This is a genomic window from Bacillus paranthracis, from assembly GCF_024296885.1.
In the GTDB taxonomy this organism is placed as follows: domain Bacteria; phylum Bacillota; class Bacilli; order Bacillales; family Bacillaceae_G; genus Bacillus_A; species Bacillus_A paranthracis.
The window spans coordinates 4,632,501-4,648,209 of sequence record NZ_CP101135.1; the positions used below are offsets into that span (position 1 = coordinate 4,632,501).

General features: G+C 36.5%; 19 protein-coding genes. 9 read left to right on the forward strand and 10 right to left on the reverse strand.

What is annotated here, in order from left to right; genetic code table 11:
* Positions 1 to 185: 185 nt before the first annotated feature.
* Both NLJ82_RS24050 and NLJ82_RS24055 read left to right on the forward strand, forming a co-directional pair.
* Positions 186 to 866, forward strand: coding sequence for an MgtC/SapB family protein (locus NLJ82_RS24050; protein WP_000386681.1), 681 nt, complete (start codon positions 186 to 188; stop codon positions 864 to 866).
* A 94-nt stretch (positions 867 to 960) separates the two neighbouring features.
* Positions 961 to 1,956, forward strand: a complete 996-nt coding sequence (locus NLJ82_RS24055; RefSeq protein WP_000842331.1) for a potassium channel family protein — start codon at positions 961 to 963, stop codon at positions 1,954 to 1,956.
* On the opposite strand, the gene NLJ82_RS24060 is transcribed toward NLJ82_RS24055, so the two are convergent.
* Together NLJ82_RS24060 and NLJ82_RS24065 are read right to left on the reverse strand one after the other, a co-directional pair.
* Positions 1,943 to 2,356 carry a YugN-like family protein gene (locus tag NLJ82_RS24060; protein ID WP_000612285.1) on the reverse strand — a complete coding sequence of 138 codons (414 nt, stop codon included), beginning with the start codon at positions 2,354 to 2,356 and terminating at the stop codon, positions 1,943 to 1,945. The genes NLJ82_RS24055 and NLJ82_RS24060 overlap by 14 nt on opposite strands.
* Before the next feature lie 107 nt (positions 2,357 to 2,463).
* Complete coding sequence (locus NLJ82_RS24065; protein ID WP_000103660.1) at positions 2,464 to 3,816, reverse strand: glucose-6-phosphate isomerase; 1,353 nt, start codon at positions 3,814 to 3,816, stop codon at positions 2,464 to 2,466.
* Between the two features lie 274 nt (positions 3,817 to 4,090).
* On the opposite strand from NLJ82_RS24065, the gene NLJ82_RS24070 reads away from it, so the two are divergent.
* Positions 4,091 to 4,324, forward strand: a complete 234-nt coding sequence (locus NLJ82_RS24070) for a DUF378 domain-containing protein (protein ID WP_000105788.1) — start codon at positions 4,091 to 4,093, stop codon at positions 4,322 to 4,324.
* Positions 4,325 to 4,435: 111 nt separating this feature from the next.
* Here the strand turns inward: NLJ82_RS24070 and yugI are convergent, their stop codons facing one another.
* From yugI to NLJ82_RS24085, 3 genes are all read right to left on the reverse strand, one after another.
* Entirely contained in the window at positions 4,436 to 4,780 is a 345-nt protein-coding gene (yugI, locus tag NLJ82_RS24075) for a S1 domain-containing post-transcriptional regulator GSP13 (RefSeq protein WP_000003767.1), read from the reverse strand.
* A 253-nt stretch (positions 4,781 to 5,033) separates the two neighbouring features.
* Positions 5,034 to 6,224 (reverse strand): aminotransferase, encoded by a 1,191-nt coding sequence (locus NLJ82_RS24080; protein ID WP_000808516.1) that lies wholly within the window; start codon positions 6,222 to 6,224, stop codon positions 5,034 to 5,036.
* A complete protein-coding gene (locus tag NLJ82_RS24085) occupies positions 6,221 to 6,718 on the reverse strand; it encodes an Lrp/AsnC family transcriptional regulator (RefSeq protein WP_000255699.1) in 498 nt (165 codons plus the stop codon). Before NLJ82_RS24085 ends, NLJ82_RS24080 begins: the two co-directional genes overlap by 4 nt.
* Positions 6,719 to 6,972: 254 nt before the next feature.
* On the opposite strand from NLJ82_RS24085, the gene NLJ82_RS24090 reads away from it, so the two are divergent.
* Entirely contained in the window at positions 6,973 to 7,965 is a 993-nt protein-coding gene (locus tag NLJ82_RS24090) for a 2-hydroxyacid dehydrogenase (protein WP_000543731.1), read from the forward strand.
* A 109-nt stretch (positions 7,966 to 8,074) separates the two neighbouring features.
* A complete protein-coding gene (locus NLJ82_RS24095; protein ID WP_001015185.1) occupies positions 8,075 to 8,914 on the forward strand; it encodes an alpha/beta fold hydrolase in 840 nt (279 codons plus the stop codon).
* A gap of 30 nt (positions 8,915 to 8,944) precedes the next feature.
* Here the strand turns inward: NLJ82_RS24095 and NLJ82_RS24100 are convergent, their stop codons facing one another.
* Entirely contained in the window at positions 8,945 to 9,196 is a 252-nt protein-coding gene (locus tag NLJ82_RS24100; RefSeq protein ID WP_000537636.1) for a YugE family protein, read from the reverse strand.
* A gap of 117 nt (positions 9,197 to 9,313) precedes the next feature.
* On the opposite strand from NLJ82_RS24100, the gene NLJ82_RS24105 reads away from it, so the two are divergent.
* Positions 9,314 to 10,465, forward strand: a complete 1,152-nt coding sequence (locus NLJ82_RS24105; RefSeq protein ID WP_001175839.1) for a MalY/PatB family protein — start codon at positions 9,314 to 9,316, stop codon at positions 10,463 to 10,465.
* 206 nt (positions 10,466 to 10,671) lie between these two features.
* Here the strand turns inward: NLJ82_RS24105 and sodC are convergent, their stop codons facing one another.
* Both sodC and NLJ82_RS24115 read right to left on the reverse strand, forming a co-directional pair.
* Positions 10,672 to 11,211, reverse strand: a complete 540-nt coding sequence (gene sodC, locus NLJ82_RS24110) for a superoxide dismutase [Cu-Zn] (RefSeq protein WP_000746504.1) — start codon at positions 11,209 to 11,211, stop codon at positions 10,672 to 10,674.
* Between the two features lie 68 nt (positions 11,212 to 11,279).
* Positions 11,280 to 11,456 (reverse strand): hypothetical protein, encoded by a 177-nt coding sequence (locus NLJ82_RS24115; RefSeq protein ID WP_000982758.1) that lies wholly within the window; start codon positions 11,454 to 11,456, stop codon positions 11,280 to 11,282.
* Between the two features lie 165 nt (positions 11,457 to 11,621).
* Between NLJ82_RS24115 and kapB the strand changes: the two genes are divergently transcribed.
* Entirely contained in the window at positions 11,622 to 12,005 is a 384-nt protein-coding gene (gene kapB / locus NLJ82_RS24120) for a kinase-associated lipoprotein KapB (RefSeq protein ID WP_001209341.1), read from the forward strand.
* Between the two features lie 41 nt (positions 12,006 to 12,046).
* Here the strand turns inward: kapB and kapD are convergent, their stop codons facing one another.
* Positions 12,047 to 12,670 carry a 3'-5' exonuclease KapD gene (kapD, locus tag NLJ82_RS24125; RefSeq protein ID WP_001005369.1) on the reverse strand — a complete coding sequence of 208 codons (624 nt, stop codon included), beginning with the start codon at positions 12,668 to 12,670 and terminating at the stop codon, positions 12,047 to 12,049.
* A gap of 289 nt (positions 12,671 to 12,959) precedes the next feature.
* On the opposite strand from kapD, the gene NLJ82_RS24130 reads away from it, so the two are divergent.
* Positions 12,960 to 14,285: an ArsB/NhaD family transporter gene (locus tag NLJ82_RS24130; RefSeq protein ID WP_000545225.1), complete on the forward strand. Its 1,326-nt coding sequence runs from the start codon at positions 12,960 to 12,962 to the stop codon at positions 14,283 to 14,285.
* Positions 14,286 to 14,343: 58 nt separating this feature from the next.
* Here the strand turns inward: NLJ82_RS24130 and NLJ82_RS24135 are convergent, their stop codons facing one another.
* Entirely contained in the window at positions 14,344 to 14,811 is a 468-nt protein-coding gene (locus NLJ82_RS24135; RefSeq protein ID WP_000390056.1) for a hypothetical protein, read from the reverse strand.
* A gap of 117 nt (positions 14,812 to 14,928) precedes the next feature.
* On the opposite strand from NLJ82_RS24135, the gene NLJ82_RS24140 reads away from it, so the two are divergent.
* The gene (locus tag NLJ82_RS24140) at positions 14,929 to 15,642 is read left to right on the forward strand and encodes a DNA alkylation repair protein (RefSeq protein ID WP_000553331.1); all 714 of its coding nucleotides are present in this window, start codon (positions 14,929 to 14,931) and stop codon (positions 15,640 to 15,642) included.
* Positions 15,643 to 15,709: the final 67 nt, after the last annotated feature.

Genomic DNA, 15,709 nt, shown 5'->3' on the forward strand with positions numbered 1-15,709 from the left:
ACCTTTTATAAACTTTTTTCAAATTAACTACATTTCTTTTTTAATATCATATACTTAAACGAAATATCTCTTTCATTTCTAAGAGATTCCTACATATATTCTATATAAAGTCACTCTATCCAAAAACGTTTCTTTCTATAATAAACGTTTTATTTATATACGATACCATACAAGGAGGAATATATATGGACTATACCGATTTATTAATCAAACTAGGTCTCTCGGCTATTTTAGGGTTCGCCATCGGTTTAGAGCGCGAATTAAAACGTAAACCACTTGGTTTAAAAACGTGTTTAGTTATTTCTATCATTAGTTGCCTCCTGACCATTGTTTCTATTAAAGCAGCTTACAATTTACCACATACTGATCATATGAATATGGACCCACTTCGACTTGCCGCTCAAATTGTATCAGGGATTGGTTTTTTAGGTGCCGGTGTTATTTTACGTAGAGGAAACGATAGTATTGCTGGATTAACAACTGCTGCTATGATTTGGGGCGCATCTGGTATTGGTATTGCTGTTGGAGCTGGGTTCTATATCGAAGCGATTTTCGGAATGTGTTTCCTTATGATTAGCGTTGAACTTATACCATTAACAATGAAATTTGTAGGACCTAGATCATTTCGTCAACGTGATATCGCAGTAAAACTTGTTGTGCGAAATATGGACAATATCCCAGTTGTAATTGAGGAAATAAAAGAAATGGATATAAAAGTGAAGAATATGAAGCTTAAAACGTTAGAAAATGGTTCTCACTATTTACATCTTAAATTATGTATCGATCAAAAAAGACATACTGCTGATGTTTACTATGCTCTCCAGCATCTCGAAAGTGTTCAACAAACTGAAGTGGAAAGTATGTAACGTAAAACAAACTCTCTTTTAAATTAGAGAGTTTTTCTTTTTTCTATAATGGCAACAATGAATGTAGTCCTGCAAAGTAAGGAGGAATAGGCAATTGAAATCCCGTCCGAATTTAGTAGATACATTTCGTGATTCCATTATTTTTCGTTTAATTTGCTTTATTGTTATACTTACTGCTTTTTCCGGCTTTCTTATACATAGATTAGAACCATCACACTTTACCACATGGTTTGATGGAATTTGGTGGTCAATCGTTACAATTTTCACTGTTGGCTATGGTGACTTTGCCCCTCATACACTAATCGGGAAACTTATCGGTATGAGTATTATTTTATTAGGAACTGGATTTTGTTCTTATTATATGGTGCTGTTTGCTACTGAAATGATTAATAAACAATATATGAAAGTTAAAGGAGAAGAAGCTGCGACTTCTAACGGTCATATGATTATTGTCGGCTGGAATGAACGAGCAAAACATGTTGTAAAACAAATGCACGTACTACAACCAAACCTTGATATCGTTTTAATTGATGAAACACTTTCTTTACTGCCAAAACCATTTCATCATTTAGAATTTATAAAGGGGTGCCCCCATCACGACCAAACGTTATTAAAAGCTAATATTACAACGGCACACACCATATTAATAACAGCCGATAAAGAAAAAAATGAAAGCTTAGCGGATACACAGTCCATTTTAAATATTTTAACTGCAAAAGGGCTCAACCCAAACATTCACTGCATCGCTGAACTTCTTACTTCTGAACAAATACAAAATGCAACGAGAGCTGGCGTGTCAGAAATTATAGAAGGAAATAAATTAACGAGCTATGTATTTACCGCTTCTCTTTTATTCCCTTCCATTTCAGGTGTACTATTTTCACTTTACGACGAAATCTCTGATAATAAATTACAACTGATGGAGCTTCCTATGTCCTGCACCGGACAAACTTTTGCCAATTGTAGCTATACTCTTTTAAAGCAAAACATTCTCTTACTAGGTATAAAGCGCGACGAACAATATATGATTAATCCAGTTCATTCCTTTGTTCTCATTGAAAGCGACATACTCATTGTTATTCACCATTAGTAAAATGACGCTCTAATTCTTGCATGAGCACTTTCCCAATATTGATATATTTTCTTTTCACATCTCCATCTGGATCTTTCGGCTCAGCAAATTGATCCATCCCACTCGTTCCAGCTGTTAACGTATTTACATGATCATCTAGTTCGTCTTGATATACGTGCGAAAGAATATACGGCGTTCCAAGACGAACTATTACGCCTGGTACATCTAGTTCTCCATCAATGGCTGTAAATGGCACTCGCAGAAATTGATAGCCATCTTCTTCATCAATTTTATAATCAAAGCATCCTTTATCATAATCCCAATTGCCACCAATGCTATATCCGAGTGGCTTCATTATTTCTTCTAACTTATATAACGCATATGTACGTCCTTCTAAATTTGAATGAATCGGAATCAAGTCCATCCCTCCTAGACTTTTTCTTTAGCATACCCACTCTAGTTTGAATATACTGATGGACTTTTCGATGAAATAATAAAAAGCGGCCGGATTCCGGCCGCTTTTTATTATTTTAAACGCTCTTCTAATTCTGCTTTTAATTCTTCAAATCCTGGTTTACCAAGTAAAGCAAACATGTTTTTCTTGTATGCTTCTACCCCTGGTTGGTCAAATGGATTTACGCCTAATAAGTAGCCGCTCATCGCACATGCTTTTTCGAAGAAGTATACAAGGTAACCGAATGTGTACTCATTTAATTCAGGAATATTTACGATTAAGTTTGGTACTCCGCCATCGCTATGTGCAAGTAATGTACCTTCGTATGCTTTCGTGTTTACGAAGTCTACAGTTTCACCAGCAAGGTAGTTTAATCCATCTAAATCGTTTTCTTCTGATTCGATTGTTAGTTCATGTGTAGGTTTACCTACTTTTAGAACTGTTTCAAATAAGTCACGACGACCTTCTTGAACGTATTGACCTAATGAATGTAAGTCAGTTGAGAAGTTTGCTGAAGATGGGAAAATACCTTTTTGATCTTTTCCTTCACTTTCACCAAATAACTGTTTCCACCACTCAGCGAAGTATTGAAGTGCTGGCTCATAGTTAACAAGCATTTCAATTGTTTTTCCTTTATTGTATAGAGCGTTACGAACTACTGCGTATTGGTAAGCTGGGTTTTCTTCTAGTTCTGATGTACCGAAGTCCTCACGACCAGCAGCTGCACCTTTCATCATCTCTTCAATATTTAAGCCACTCACTGCGATTGGCAATAAACCAACTGGCGTTAATACAGAGAAACGTCCTCCAACATCATCTGGAATAACGAATGTTTCGTAACCTTCATTATCAGCTAATGTTTTTAATGCACCACGCGCTTTATCTGTAGTTGCATAAATACGTTTGCGAGCTTCTTCTTTTCCATACTTTTCTTCTAATAACTTACGGAAAATACGGAATGCTAGTGCTGGCTCTGTTGTTGTACCTGATTTGGAAATAACGTTAATAGAGAAGTCTTTGCCTTCTAGTACATCCATTAAATCTTTCATATAAGTGGAGCTAATGTTTTGTCCAACAAATAGCACTTGTGGAGTTTTACGTTGTTCTTTAGAAAGTGTGTTGTAGAAAGAATGGTTTAACATTTCAATTGCTGCACGTGCTCCTAGGTAAGAACCACCGATACCTACAACAAGTAAAATGTCAGAGTCATTTTTAATTTTTTCTGCGCATTTTTGAATGCGAGCAAATTCTTCTTTGTCATATTGAAGCGGAAGGTCTACCCACCCAAGGAAATCGTTCCCAGCTCCAGTTTTTTCGTGGATTGCGTGATGTGTTACTTTCACTGCATCACGTAAATAAGTGATTTCATGTTCACCGATGAAGGATAACGCTTTAGAATAGTCGAACGTTACATGTGTACTCATCTTTTTCCCTCCAATTATGGATATGTATTTCTGTATTCACTTTAGCGAAACTGAAGTTGTAAATCAAGCGATTCACCCCTTGTAAACGTAACCAATATATATTTTTTAAAAAAAGTTCATTTTTTGCATAAAAATTCGCATTTTTCGGTATAGATGTATATACATCCTATTTCGAACATTTTTTATGTATAAAAACAACATAACTACCCCATTCTATAAAAGAGTTAATTAACTCATCGCTTGCTCATGCTTCACAATTAAGGGGGGCTTTTTCATGAGTACTTTGCAACGTATCGCATTAGTCTTTACTGTAATTGGCGCTGTAAACTGGGGATTAATTGGGTTCTTCCAGTTTGACTTAGTGGCAGCCATTTTCGGTGGACAAAACTCAGCTCTTGCACGTATTATTTACGGCATCGTCGGTATTTCTGGGCTGATCAATCTTGGTTTACTCTTTAAACCATCAGAAAATCTTGGTACTCACCCAGAAACGAACGAAATTCGCTAGTCAGTATGTCCTTACTCACCTTCGACATACGAATATGATTGCATGCAATCATATTTGCAAATATATATCATAAGAAAAAGTAAAAGAGGAACGCTCATATGCGCTCCTCTTTTACTTTGTTAACTCAGACTCTTCAATCCATTCTGTTAGCTTTTCTCGCAGCGTATTAAATCCGTCCTTAGATGGATTCGGTATAAGAATCCGTCCTTGTTTTCTTTTCGCCGCTTTTAACGATAAACTCATTTTTCTGTGTTCTTCATCAATTGAAAGTACTTTTACTTCTACTGTATCGCCGACTTTTAAAAAGTCATGAATATCCTTTACATATCCATTTGTAATTTCAGATATATGCACAAGTCCTTGTGTTTCTGCATCTAACGCTACAAATGCACCGTAATCTTGAATCCCAGTCACTTTCCCTGTTACAACCACTCCTGTTGTATATTGTTCTGACATATGAAACACTCCCATACGTTTACCATTTTCTCTACAATTGTAGATAGCAAAGCAGATGATTTATTGTTAAATATCCGATTAGTTAATACGTACCGTAAGTAAAGCTACTCAGGATACGCATACCTTATATTAGTAAATTATACCACTATGGCAGAGCTCATTCAAAATTCATGAAAAAATTTCCTTAAGTAAGTATAATTCTCCAATATTAGGATAGAATACTAACACATGGCTTTCTAGTATTCCCCCCCTTTTATGGACAAAACGTATTGTGTTTTGTCCTTTTTTTATTCTCTATAAACCGTTCCATTCTCTTCGTTGCTTCCATAAGCTGTTCAAGCGATGTTGCATACGAACAACGAATAAACCCTTCGCCACTTTCGCCAAATACACTTCCAGGTACAACAGCCACTTTTTCTTCTAATAATAACTGTTCTGCAAATTCCGCTGAAGATAGTCCAGTTGAAGAGATTGAAGGAAAGACATAAAATGCTCCGCCCGGCACGTGACACGTTAATCCCATTTCATTGAAAGATGTCGTCATAAAATTACGGCGTTTCTTATAACTATCTCTCATCCGAATTACTTCATCATTCCCCGCACGTAACGCTTCAAGTGCTGCGAACTGAGACATCGTTGGGGCACACATCATAGAATATTGGTGAATTTTGAGCATTAATTCTGAAAAATGAACAGGAGCTGCAATCATACCAAGACGCCATCCTGTCATTGCAAATCCTTTTGAAAATCCCGAAATTAAAATCGTATGCTCGCGCATATTTTTAATACTCGCGAAACTTGTATATGCTTCGTCGTATACAAGTTCTGCATAAATTTCATCAGATAATACGATTAAATTGTACTTCTCAACAATCACTGCTATTTCTTCAAGCTCGGACTTGTTTAACATTGCACCTGTTGGGTTATTTGGTGAACAAAGTAAAATTGCCTTTGTCTTCGCTGTAATAGCTGCTTCAATTTGTTCTGGTTGTACTTTAAATTCATTTTCTAAAGTAGTCGCCACAGGAACTGGAACGCCTCCAGCTAATGTCACAAGCGGGGCATAAGAAACGAAACTTGGCTCAATAATGAGTACTTCATCATCAGGATTTATAATGGCGCGCATCGCTACATCTAACGCCTGACTTGCTCCAACTGTAACAATGATTTCATCGTTTGGATCATAAGAAACTGCAAATTGTTTTTTTAGATACTTTGCTATTTCTTGACGGAGCTCCAATAATCCTGCATTTGCTGTATATGACGTATATCCTTGTTCTAAAGAACGGATACATGCTTGCCTCACATTCCAAGGTGTAACGAAATCAGGCTCTCCTACTCCAAGCGAAATAACACCTTTCATATTTGCTGCTAAATCGAAAAACTTTCGAATACCAGATGGTTGTAAAGATTCCGCTGCTCTAGATAGTTCAAATTGCTTCATGGTGTCACCACAATTCGCTTATCATCATCGTTTTTTTCATAAATAATCCCCTCATGTTTATACTTCTTCAAAATAAAATGCGTTGTCGTAGAAACGACAGATTCAATTGTTGCTAATTTCTCAGAAACAAACATCGCCACTTCTCCCATTGTCTTTCCCTCTAATGTAATAGAAAGGTCATATGTCCCTGACATTAAATACACAGATTTCACTTCTGAATAACGATAAATTTGCTCAGCAACCGCATCGAACCCAACGCCGTGCTTTGGCGTAACTTTCACATCAATCATTGCCGTTAAACCTGTATGTTCTTTCACCTTCGTCCAATCGATATGTGTTACATAATCCACGATAATCTTTTCCGCTTCTAATTTTTCAACCATTTTCTTTACTTCTTCTACTTCTATATTTAACAGCTTCGCTAATGTATCTACAGATAATCGACTACTTTTTTCAAGACAAGCTAATAATTCTAATTCTTTTTCTGTCACCATATAAATCATCCTTCCTTTTCGTTTGTGTCTAAATTATACAAATAGCCTTTCCAGTTTGAAAAGAAGATTTTTTTAGTGAATTATGTCAAAATAAAGTGAAACTTTAATCCATGGAAAGGTTCACCCCATGGATTATTAGCCCGCTCCAATCGGGCTTGATCTCCCACCTCACTTCTTTGTCTCAACCGTCTTTTTAGGTGGGAGTCTTACTGCTCGTTAAAGCGGGGTAAAGTGAAACTTTACTCAGCAGAAAAATGCATGATAAAGCGAAAGGGGATGGAATCGTGAAACCAAAAGTTTATATTGCTGAACCAGTTCCAACATTTGTAGAAAACTATTTATCAGAACACTGTGATTATGAAAAATGGGAGCAAAATGAGAAGGTACCTCGTGATGTTCTACTAGAGAAAATACAAGATAAAGATGGTTTATTAAATTTCGGATCTGCTATTAATGAAGAATTATTGGAGGCGGCTCCTAACTTAAAAGTAGTAAGCAACATTTCTGTCGGTTACGATAATTTTGATTTACAAGCGATGGAAAAGCGCAATGTCATCGGAACAAATACACCTTACGTACTAGATGATACAGTAGCTGACCTCGTTTTTGCTCTTATGTTATCTGCTGGTCGTCGTGTTTGTGAACTCGACTCCTACGTAAAAAATGGTAAATGGAATGCGGAAATTGGAAAAGAGCACTTTGGGCTAGATGTACACCATAGTACAATCGGCATTATCGGTATGGGCCGAATTGGTGAAGCTGTTGCAAAACGAGCGAAATTCGGATTTGATATGGATGTTCTTTATTATAACCGTCGCCGAAAAGAAGAAGCTGAACAAAAATTCGATGCTACATATTGTGATTTACAGACACTTCTAAAGCAGTCTGACTTTATCGTTCTTCTTACTCCATTAACAGATGAAACGTACCATCTTATCGGAGAAAAGGAATTTTCATTCATGAAAGAAACAGCTATCTTCATTAATGCTTCTCGCGGGAAAACAGTAGATGAAGAAGCGTTAATCGATGCGTTAACAGAAAAGAAAATCTTTGCAGCAGGCATCGATACGTTTACACAAGAGCCGATTCAAAAAGACAATCCGCTCTTATCATTACAAAATGTTGTGACCTTACCACATATCGGATCTGCAACATTAAAAACTAGGCAACAAATGGCTATGACCGCCGCTGAAAATTTAGTTACAGCGTTACAAGGAAAAACACCGCCTAATATTGTTCGCGGGTAATACTGAATATACGAAAGGCAAGATGACATCGTCATCTTGCCTTTTTTTGTTAACATATTTTTTTCTGCCTTGGAAATGATATGAACAAAAATCAATGGAGTGACAAAAAATGAATCACGAATCTACTTGTCCTTATTTCACTTTTTCCACTCGCGGCACTACTGTTCATTACGAATTGTATGAACATGAAAATAAAACAGAACGTCCTACTTTCGTACTCGTTCACGGCTTTTTATCTTCCTCATTCAGCTACCGCCGTCTAATTCCTTTATTATCAAAAGAAGGAACAGTCATTGCCCTTGATTTACCACCGTTCGGGAAGAGTGATAAGTCTCATCTATTTAAGTATTCTTATCATAATTTAGCAATGATTATAATCGATTTAATTGAACACTTATCTCTCTCAAACATTGTGTTAGTTGGACATTCTATGGGCGGCCAAATTTCACTTTACGTAAACCGTATACGTCCTGAATTAATTTCAAAGACAATTTTACTATGTAGCTCTAGCTATTTAGCACGCGCAACTTTACCTTTACTGTACTCTTCTTATTTACCGTTCTTTCATTTATACGTAAAGAATTGGATTATACGGCGCGGCATTGTTCATAACTTAATGAATGTCGTTCATGATCATTCATTAATTGACGATGAAATGAAGGCCGGTTACTCTGCTCCTTTTTATGACAACCGTATATTCCCCGCTTTAACTCGTATGATACGAGATCGTGAAGGTGACTTATCTTCAACTGAATTACAAAAAATCGAAACACCTACGCTACTCATTTGGGGTGAAAAAGATCGGGTCGTCCCTGTACATGTGGGTCATCGTCTGCACAAAGATTTACCGAATTCGAAATTTATTTCTTACGAAAATACAGGGCATTTACTACCTGAAGAAAAACCGGAACATGTTTATGAAGAAATTATGGCTTTTTCTGCGCAGTAATATAAAAAGGCTGTCGGAAATTCCGACAGCCTACAATGAACAACTTCCGCCTTCTTTTATTACAAGTAATTCCACAGCTAACTTCTCACATTTTTCAAGCGCAGGTACTTCCTCAAAAGACATAAAGTATATATGTTGAATCTTCTTTGCGATGTATTTTGAATCATCAAACACACTTGCGACGTTCACAACATCGCTCGCTTCTGTTTCATAAAACTCCGGTCCCATTTGAAACGGATCCCAATTCTTCACAACCTCTATCATCTTTTCATATGTACCCATTCGCTTCCCGCCTTTTCACTTTTTAATACTTTTCTTTATCCTATCACATCAGCTATTCTATAAGAAGAGAGAGAACTTTCATAACTTAACGGTTTTACAGAAGAAGGGGGCAAACTTATGCAACTATTTCATAAAACAGTCAATCGACGTGGAACCCATAGTATAAAATGGGATACATATAAAAACGAAGAACTTATCCATGCTTGGATTGCTGATATGGATTTTGAAGTACCACAACCAATTCAAGCTGCTTTAAAGAAACGTATCGAGCATCCTATTTTCGGCTATACACTTCCTCCCGAAAATATTGGCGATATTATTTGTAACTGGACAAAAAAACAGTACAACTGGGATATTCAAAAAGAGTGGATTGTCTTTAGCGCCGGAATCGTTCCAGCTCTTAGTACGAGCATACAGGCCTTCACAAAGGAAAACGAATCCGTTCTCGTACAACCACCTATTTATCCCCCATTTTTCGAAATGGTCACAACAAACAACAGACAATTATGCGTAAGTCCATTACAGAAACAAAATGATACATATGCGATAGACTTTGAGCATTTAGAAAGGCAATTTCAACAAGGCATTAAACTCATGCTTCTTTGCAGTCCTCACAATCCGATAGGGCGTGTTTGGACGAAAGAGGAACTAACAAAGCTTGGATCTTTATGTACCAAATATAATGTAATCGTTGTCGCAGATGAAATTCATTCCGATATTATTTACGCAGATCATACACATACACCGTTCGCTTCTTTATCCGAAGAATTAGCAGCGCGCACGATTACTTGTATGGCTCCAAGTAAAACATTTAATATCGCTGGATTACAAGCATCGATTATTATCATTCCAAATGAAAAACTCCGTCAAGCCTTTACATCTATCCAATATAGACAAGGCTTCCACGGATTAAATATATTTGCCTATACAGCGATGGTAAGTGCCTATACAGAATGTAACGATTGGCTAAATGAAATTCGATTATATATAGAAGATAATGCTCAATTTGCTTGTAAATATATGAAAGATCACATACCTACTCTTTCCGTAACGAAGCCAGAAGGTAGCTTTTTATTATGGATTGATTGCTCTCGCCTACAGCTTTCTCAAAATGAGCGCACTAAATTGCTCGAAGAAAAAGGAAAAATTATTGTTGAGCCTGGTGAGAAGTACGGATTAGGCGGCGAAGAACATATTCGAATTAACATCGGCTGTCCAAGGTCTGTTTTAGAAGAAATTTTAAATAGACTGCGCCATACGTTTTCATAATAAGAAAGGAGACTGTTTGGGACAGCCTCCTTTGTCAACTTTTGTCGGTAAGTCGATATATTTTAAAAATCGCCGATATATTTTGAGTTACGGTCGATATATTCCAATAATCGCCGATATATTTTAAGTTACAGTCGATATATTCCAATAATCGCTGATATATTTTCACTTACACTACACAAAAAAGCTACCGCGCACGGTAGCTTTTACTTTTTCTTCATATCCGACGCTTTTTTTACAATAACACCACAAGCAATTCGATCACCTGATTTACCTGTCGGTTGTGTCATGCCATCATCAGCGTTTTCTGTAATAATAATAGACGCTCCATCTTTTCTATGAATCGTCGTTTTTCCTTCTTCAAGCGTTATATGCGGCGCATCAATTTCTGCTTTAATCTTTCCAGAACCATCTGCAATTACGTTCGGTAAATCACCGTTTTCTGCACCCTTCGGATTGAGTAGTCCATGCTTTTTATCATCTGGATTAAAATGATTTCCAGCTGATTCAAAACGAGGTGCTTTACACTCTCCAATTTCGTGTACATGTAGTCCGTGCGGGCCAGGTGCGAAACCTTCCCCTTTAATCGTAATTTTCACTCCGCTTGTTTGCTGAGTTACTTTTGCAGTCCCCACTTCATCACCTGAAGCATTATGTAATTTCACGTCAATTTCTTTCGGCTTTCCTTGGTCACAACCTGCCATCAGAAATAGTAAACAACAACTGAAAAAAAGCCGTTTTTTCATTTTATTCCCTCCAAAATACATTCTGCCCTTAGATTGTCCGAGCATAGAGGGAAACATACAAAAATGAGTTACTGTTTCTTTTCAGCTAACAGCTTTTCTTCAACTTTCTGTAATCGATCTGCTTCTCGTTTTGATACACGAACGAACATACGCCATGTAGCAATCGCACCGATAATAAATAGAACACAAACAATCCCTGGAATAATATATTCTGTTTTATCTTCCGGAAAGTATAAAGGCATCATAACGAACACTCCTTAATTATAGGATTCGAAAAACATCAGAATTTTCTGTTATATACATTTAAATTATAGTTGAACCTATCCATATTCTCAAGGGGCGTTCCGAAAGCGAATGATTTCTTTGACTCCTTCTCCTACTTTCCTTACTATAAACTTGAGGTGAAAAATATGAGAGAAACATTTGAAATTGGCGAAATCGTTACTGGTATTTATAAAACGGGAAAATACATTGGCGAGGTTACAAATAGCCGCCCTGGCAGTTACGTCGTAAAAGTATTAGCTGTTTTAAAACATCCGGTGCAAGGTGACTTACATAACGTAAAACAAGCTGACGTACCATTTTTCCACGAAAGACGTGCTTTAGCTTTTCGTGAACAGACGAACATTCCAGAGCAAATGGTGAAGAAATATGAAGGAGAAATTCCAGATTACACAGATTCACTCAAATTAGCATTAGAAACTCAAATGAATTCATTTTCTGAAGATGATTCACCTTTTGCGGTTCGTAGTCTAGAAACATTAGAACAGTTAAAAAAGGACTACAAACTTTAAAAAAACAAAACGACCAAATTACATACTGTGCAATTTGGTCGTTACTGTGTACTCACTTTCTTTAACACTTTTGAAAAATCAACGAGTTCCCCTAATGTTGGAGGTGCTGGTTTCACTAAATACTCTTTATCTTTTTCTACTAATTTAAAAATATTATACGTCGTCATCGCATCATCTAGCGCACAATGATGCTTACCCGTCCCTACTTTTCCATACGCCTCAATTGCTTTCCACAGTCCTGTTTGATTTCTCTCACCAAAAAACTTCTTATACTCAAGTGATAAATCACGACACTGTCCTTGGAAAGGAAAATCTACTCCCGCTTTTTCACAATTATGCTTCAACACTTTCATATCCATATTTCCCCACGTAACAATGGTCGGTTTACATCTCTTTTCATATTCTGCAAGTTTTTCAACGAGTTCTGGAAACGAAATTCCTTTATCTACGACTTCTTGTTTAATCCCTAAAAACTTCTTACATCGATCCGTTAAAGAAGGAAAAGTCTTCGGCCTAACATGAGCTGAATACGTATCTTCTACCTTACAGCCAACAACCGAAACGAGTCCTACCTCAATAATCTCCGGGAAAAATCCTTTTGGTTTTTTTCTGTGCTGGGGCATCGTAAACTCAAAATCCAAAAATAAAAATTGTTGTTCATTCATACGATCCCTTCCTTATCATCTTTGTCATTCCTTTCTATTTGACACTCCTACACGAACAAGCTCGAATGCTAATTCCATTTTAAATATTCAGATTGGATGTATCTTATATATATGTCAAATGCCCGCAAATATTTTTAAAAATAAGAAAAAGTAACCTTTGCAGAAAATATAACAAAATAAACCCTTTCATTTACATCCGACATTTTTCTACTTTATAATGACGTTATGTGTGTTTCATCTAGTTAATTTTTGACACACTAAGAAAAGTGAATGAAAGGAGATGAGAGTTTTGCACGAAACAACGCAAGAGCTCGCAAACTGGCAGTATTATTTTGCTATCGCAGTCTTTTTAATTACATATGCCATTATTATTTCTGAAAAAATTAATCGCGCTGTCATCGCACTTCTTGGTGCAGCACTCATGGTAATTATGGGGGTTGTTGATTTACACAATGCCTTTACGAAACATATTGAATGGGGGACGATTACACTACTCATCGGTATGATGATTTTGGTGAACATTACGAGTAAATCGGGCGTCTTCCAATACGTTGCCATTAAAGCAGCAAAAGGAGCGCAAGGAAATCCAATTAAAATTTTAATTTCACTTTCCTTACTTACTGCGCTTGGTTCCGCATTTTTAGATAACGTTACAACTGTACTTCTTGTTGTTCCAGTTACTTTATCTATTACGCGCATACTGCAAGTAAATCCTGTCCCTTATTTACTTTCTGAAATTATTTTTTCAAACATTGGGGGAACAGCAACATTAATTGGTGATCCACCTAACATTATGATTGGTTCTGCCAATAAGCATTTAGATTTCAATGCTTTCTTACTAAACTTAGCGCCAATCGTAATTATTATCATTGGTGTGACAGCGACAATACTTTACTTCATGTACCGCAAACAATTAATCGCTGATCCTGTACAAGTTAAAAAATTAATGAGTTTAGATGAAAAACAATACATTAAAGATCCAGTATTAATGAAAAAATCTTTAACAGTACTTGGACTTACAATTGTAGGTTTCATGACTCATTCCATTTTCCACGTTGATGCAGCTATCATCGCTTTAACTGGTGCTACTGTACTTATGTTAATCGGTGTGAAAGAACATGAAATCGAAGAAGTATTCGCAAGTGTAGAATGGGTAACAATCTTCTTCTTCGCAGGACTATTCGTACTCGTTGGAGGACTTATCGATATCGGTCTTATTAAAATGTTAGCTCAAAAAGTAATTGGCATAACAGGCGGAGATATTTCTTACGCATCTATCCTTATTTTATGGGTATCTGGTATCGCCTCTGCAACAATTGATAACATTCCATTCGTTGCAACAATGATTCCTCTTATTAACGATATGGCTGTCGGATTAGGTTTATCACCTGCTGACGCACAAATCGACGTATTATGGTGGGCATTAGCATTAGGTGCTTGTCTGGGCGGAAACGGAACATTAATCGGCGCTTCTGCTAACGTAATTGTCGCAGGTATCGCAAGCCGCGAAGGACATAAATTTAGCTACATGGACTTCTTAAAAGTCGGTTTCCCAATTATGATCGTTTCATTAATCATTTCTCATATTTATATTTATGTACGCTACCTTATGTAGCACAAAAAGCGCTCTGATAACCAGGGCGCTTTTTTCATTACACATATTTAAATTAAACTTACTCGTTATACCTCACCGGCTCATTTCTGATAATGAACAAGTGAATCGGCAAGAACACTGAAAATGTGATGACATGAATAATCGTAAATAATATAGAGTTCGTTCCATATCTGTCTAAAATAGCGTAGATAAGATAAATAGACAACACAATGGATACAGCTGTTGCTATTAAATATAAAATTGGTACGAAATTAAAAATGAAACATGCGACATATATGCCGAATACTTTCCATCCTGCTTCTTCTTTCAAGAAATCGGGTAATTTATCTTTCGCTAAATCACCCCATATTTTACTATTAAAAAAAGGAATAAATGCTAGAACTCCATCCGTTGCACCGTCATTTTTCGCCATCGTATACAGTGCAAAAGCCGTTAACAAATACGCAATAACTGCCCAAATCAATATAACAAGAATAAACGCAAAACTAAGAGCAAAGAAACCTGCTAGTAAGCCTTGATCTTCCATCTTATCCTCTCCTCTCTACTCTCAACATATTTCATTGCATTGCAAGTTATGTTTTAAAATTCAACCAAACTCTCTGTATAATAATAGGAGTAACATAATAAGAGAGGAGAACAACCGATGCATCCATTTGTAAAAACATTACAAGAGCATTTCATAGCTCACAAAAATCCGGAAAAAGCAGAACCGATGGCACGTTATATGAAAAATCACTTCCCATTTCTCGGTATTCAAACACCTGAAAGAAGACAATTACTAAAAGACGTCATCCAAATACATACTCTCCCAGATCCAAAAGACTTCCAAATTATCGTACGTGAGCTGTGGGATTTACCAGAACGAGAATTTCAGGCAGCCGCACTCGATATGATGCAAAAATATAAAAAGCATATAAACGAAACGCATATTCCCTTCTTAGAAGAACTTATTGTAACAAAATCTTGGTGGGACACTGTCGATAGCATCGTCCCTACATTTTTAGGCGATATTTTTTTACAACATCCCGGATTGATTTCTGCCTATATTCCAAAATGGATTGCATCAGATAACATATGGTTACAACGCGCCGCTATTTTATTCCAGCTAAAATATAAACAAAAGATGGATGAAGAACTTCTTTTTTGGGTTATTGGACAACTACATTCTTCGAAAGAATTTTTCATTCAAAAAGCGATTGGATGGGTCCTTCGTGAATATGCAAAAACAAAGCCCGATGTCGTTTGGGAATACGTGCAAAATAACGAGCTTGCTCCACTCAGCAGGCGTGAAGCAATTAAGCACATTAAACAAAATTACGGAATAAATAACGAAAAAATAGGCGAGACTCTATCATAGATAGACGCGTTCCTCTATTGAGATTTAAAAAAGAACGTGTTAGAATATGTTCATTATTATTAATATA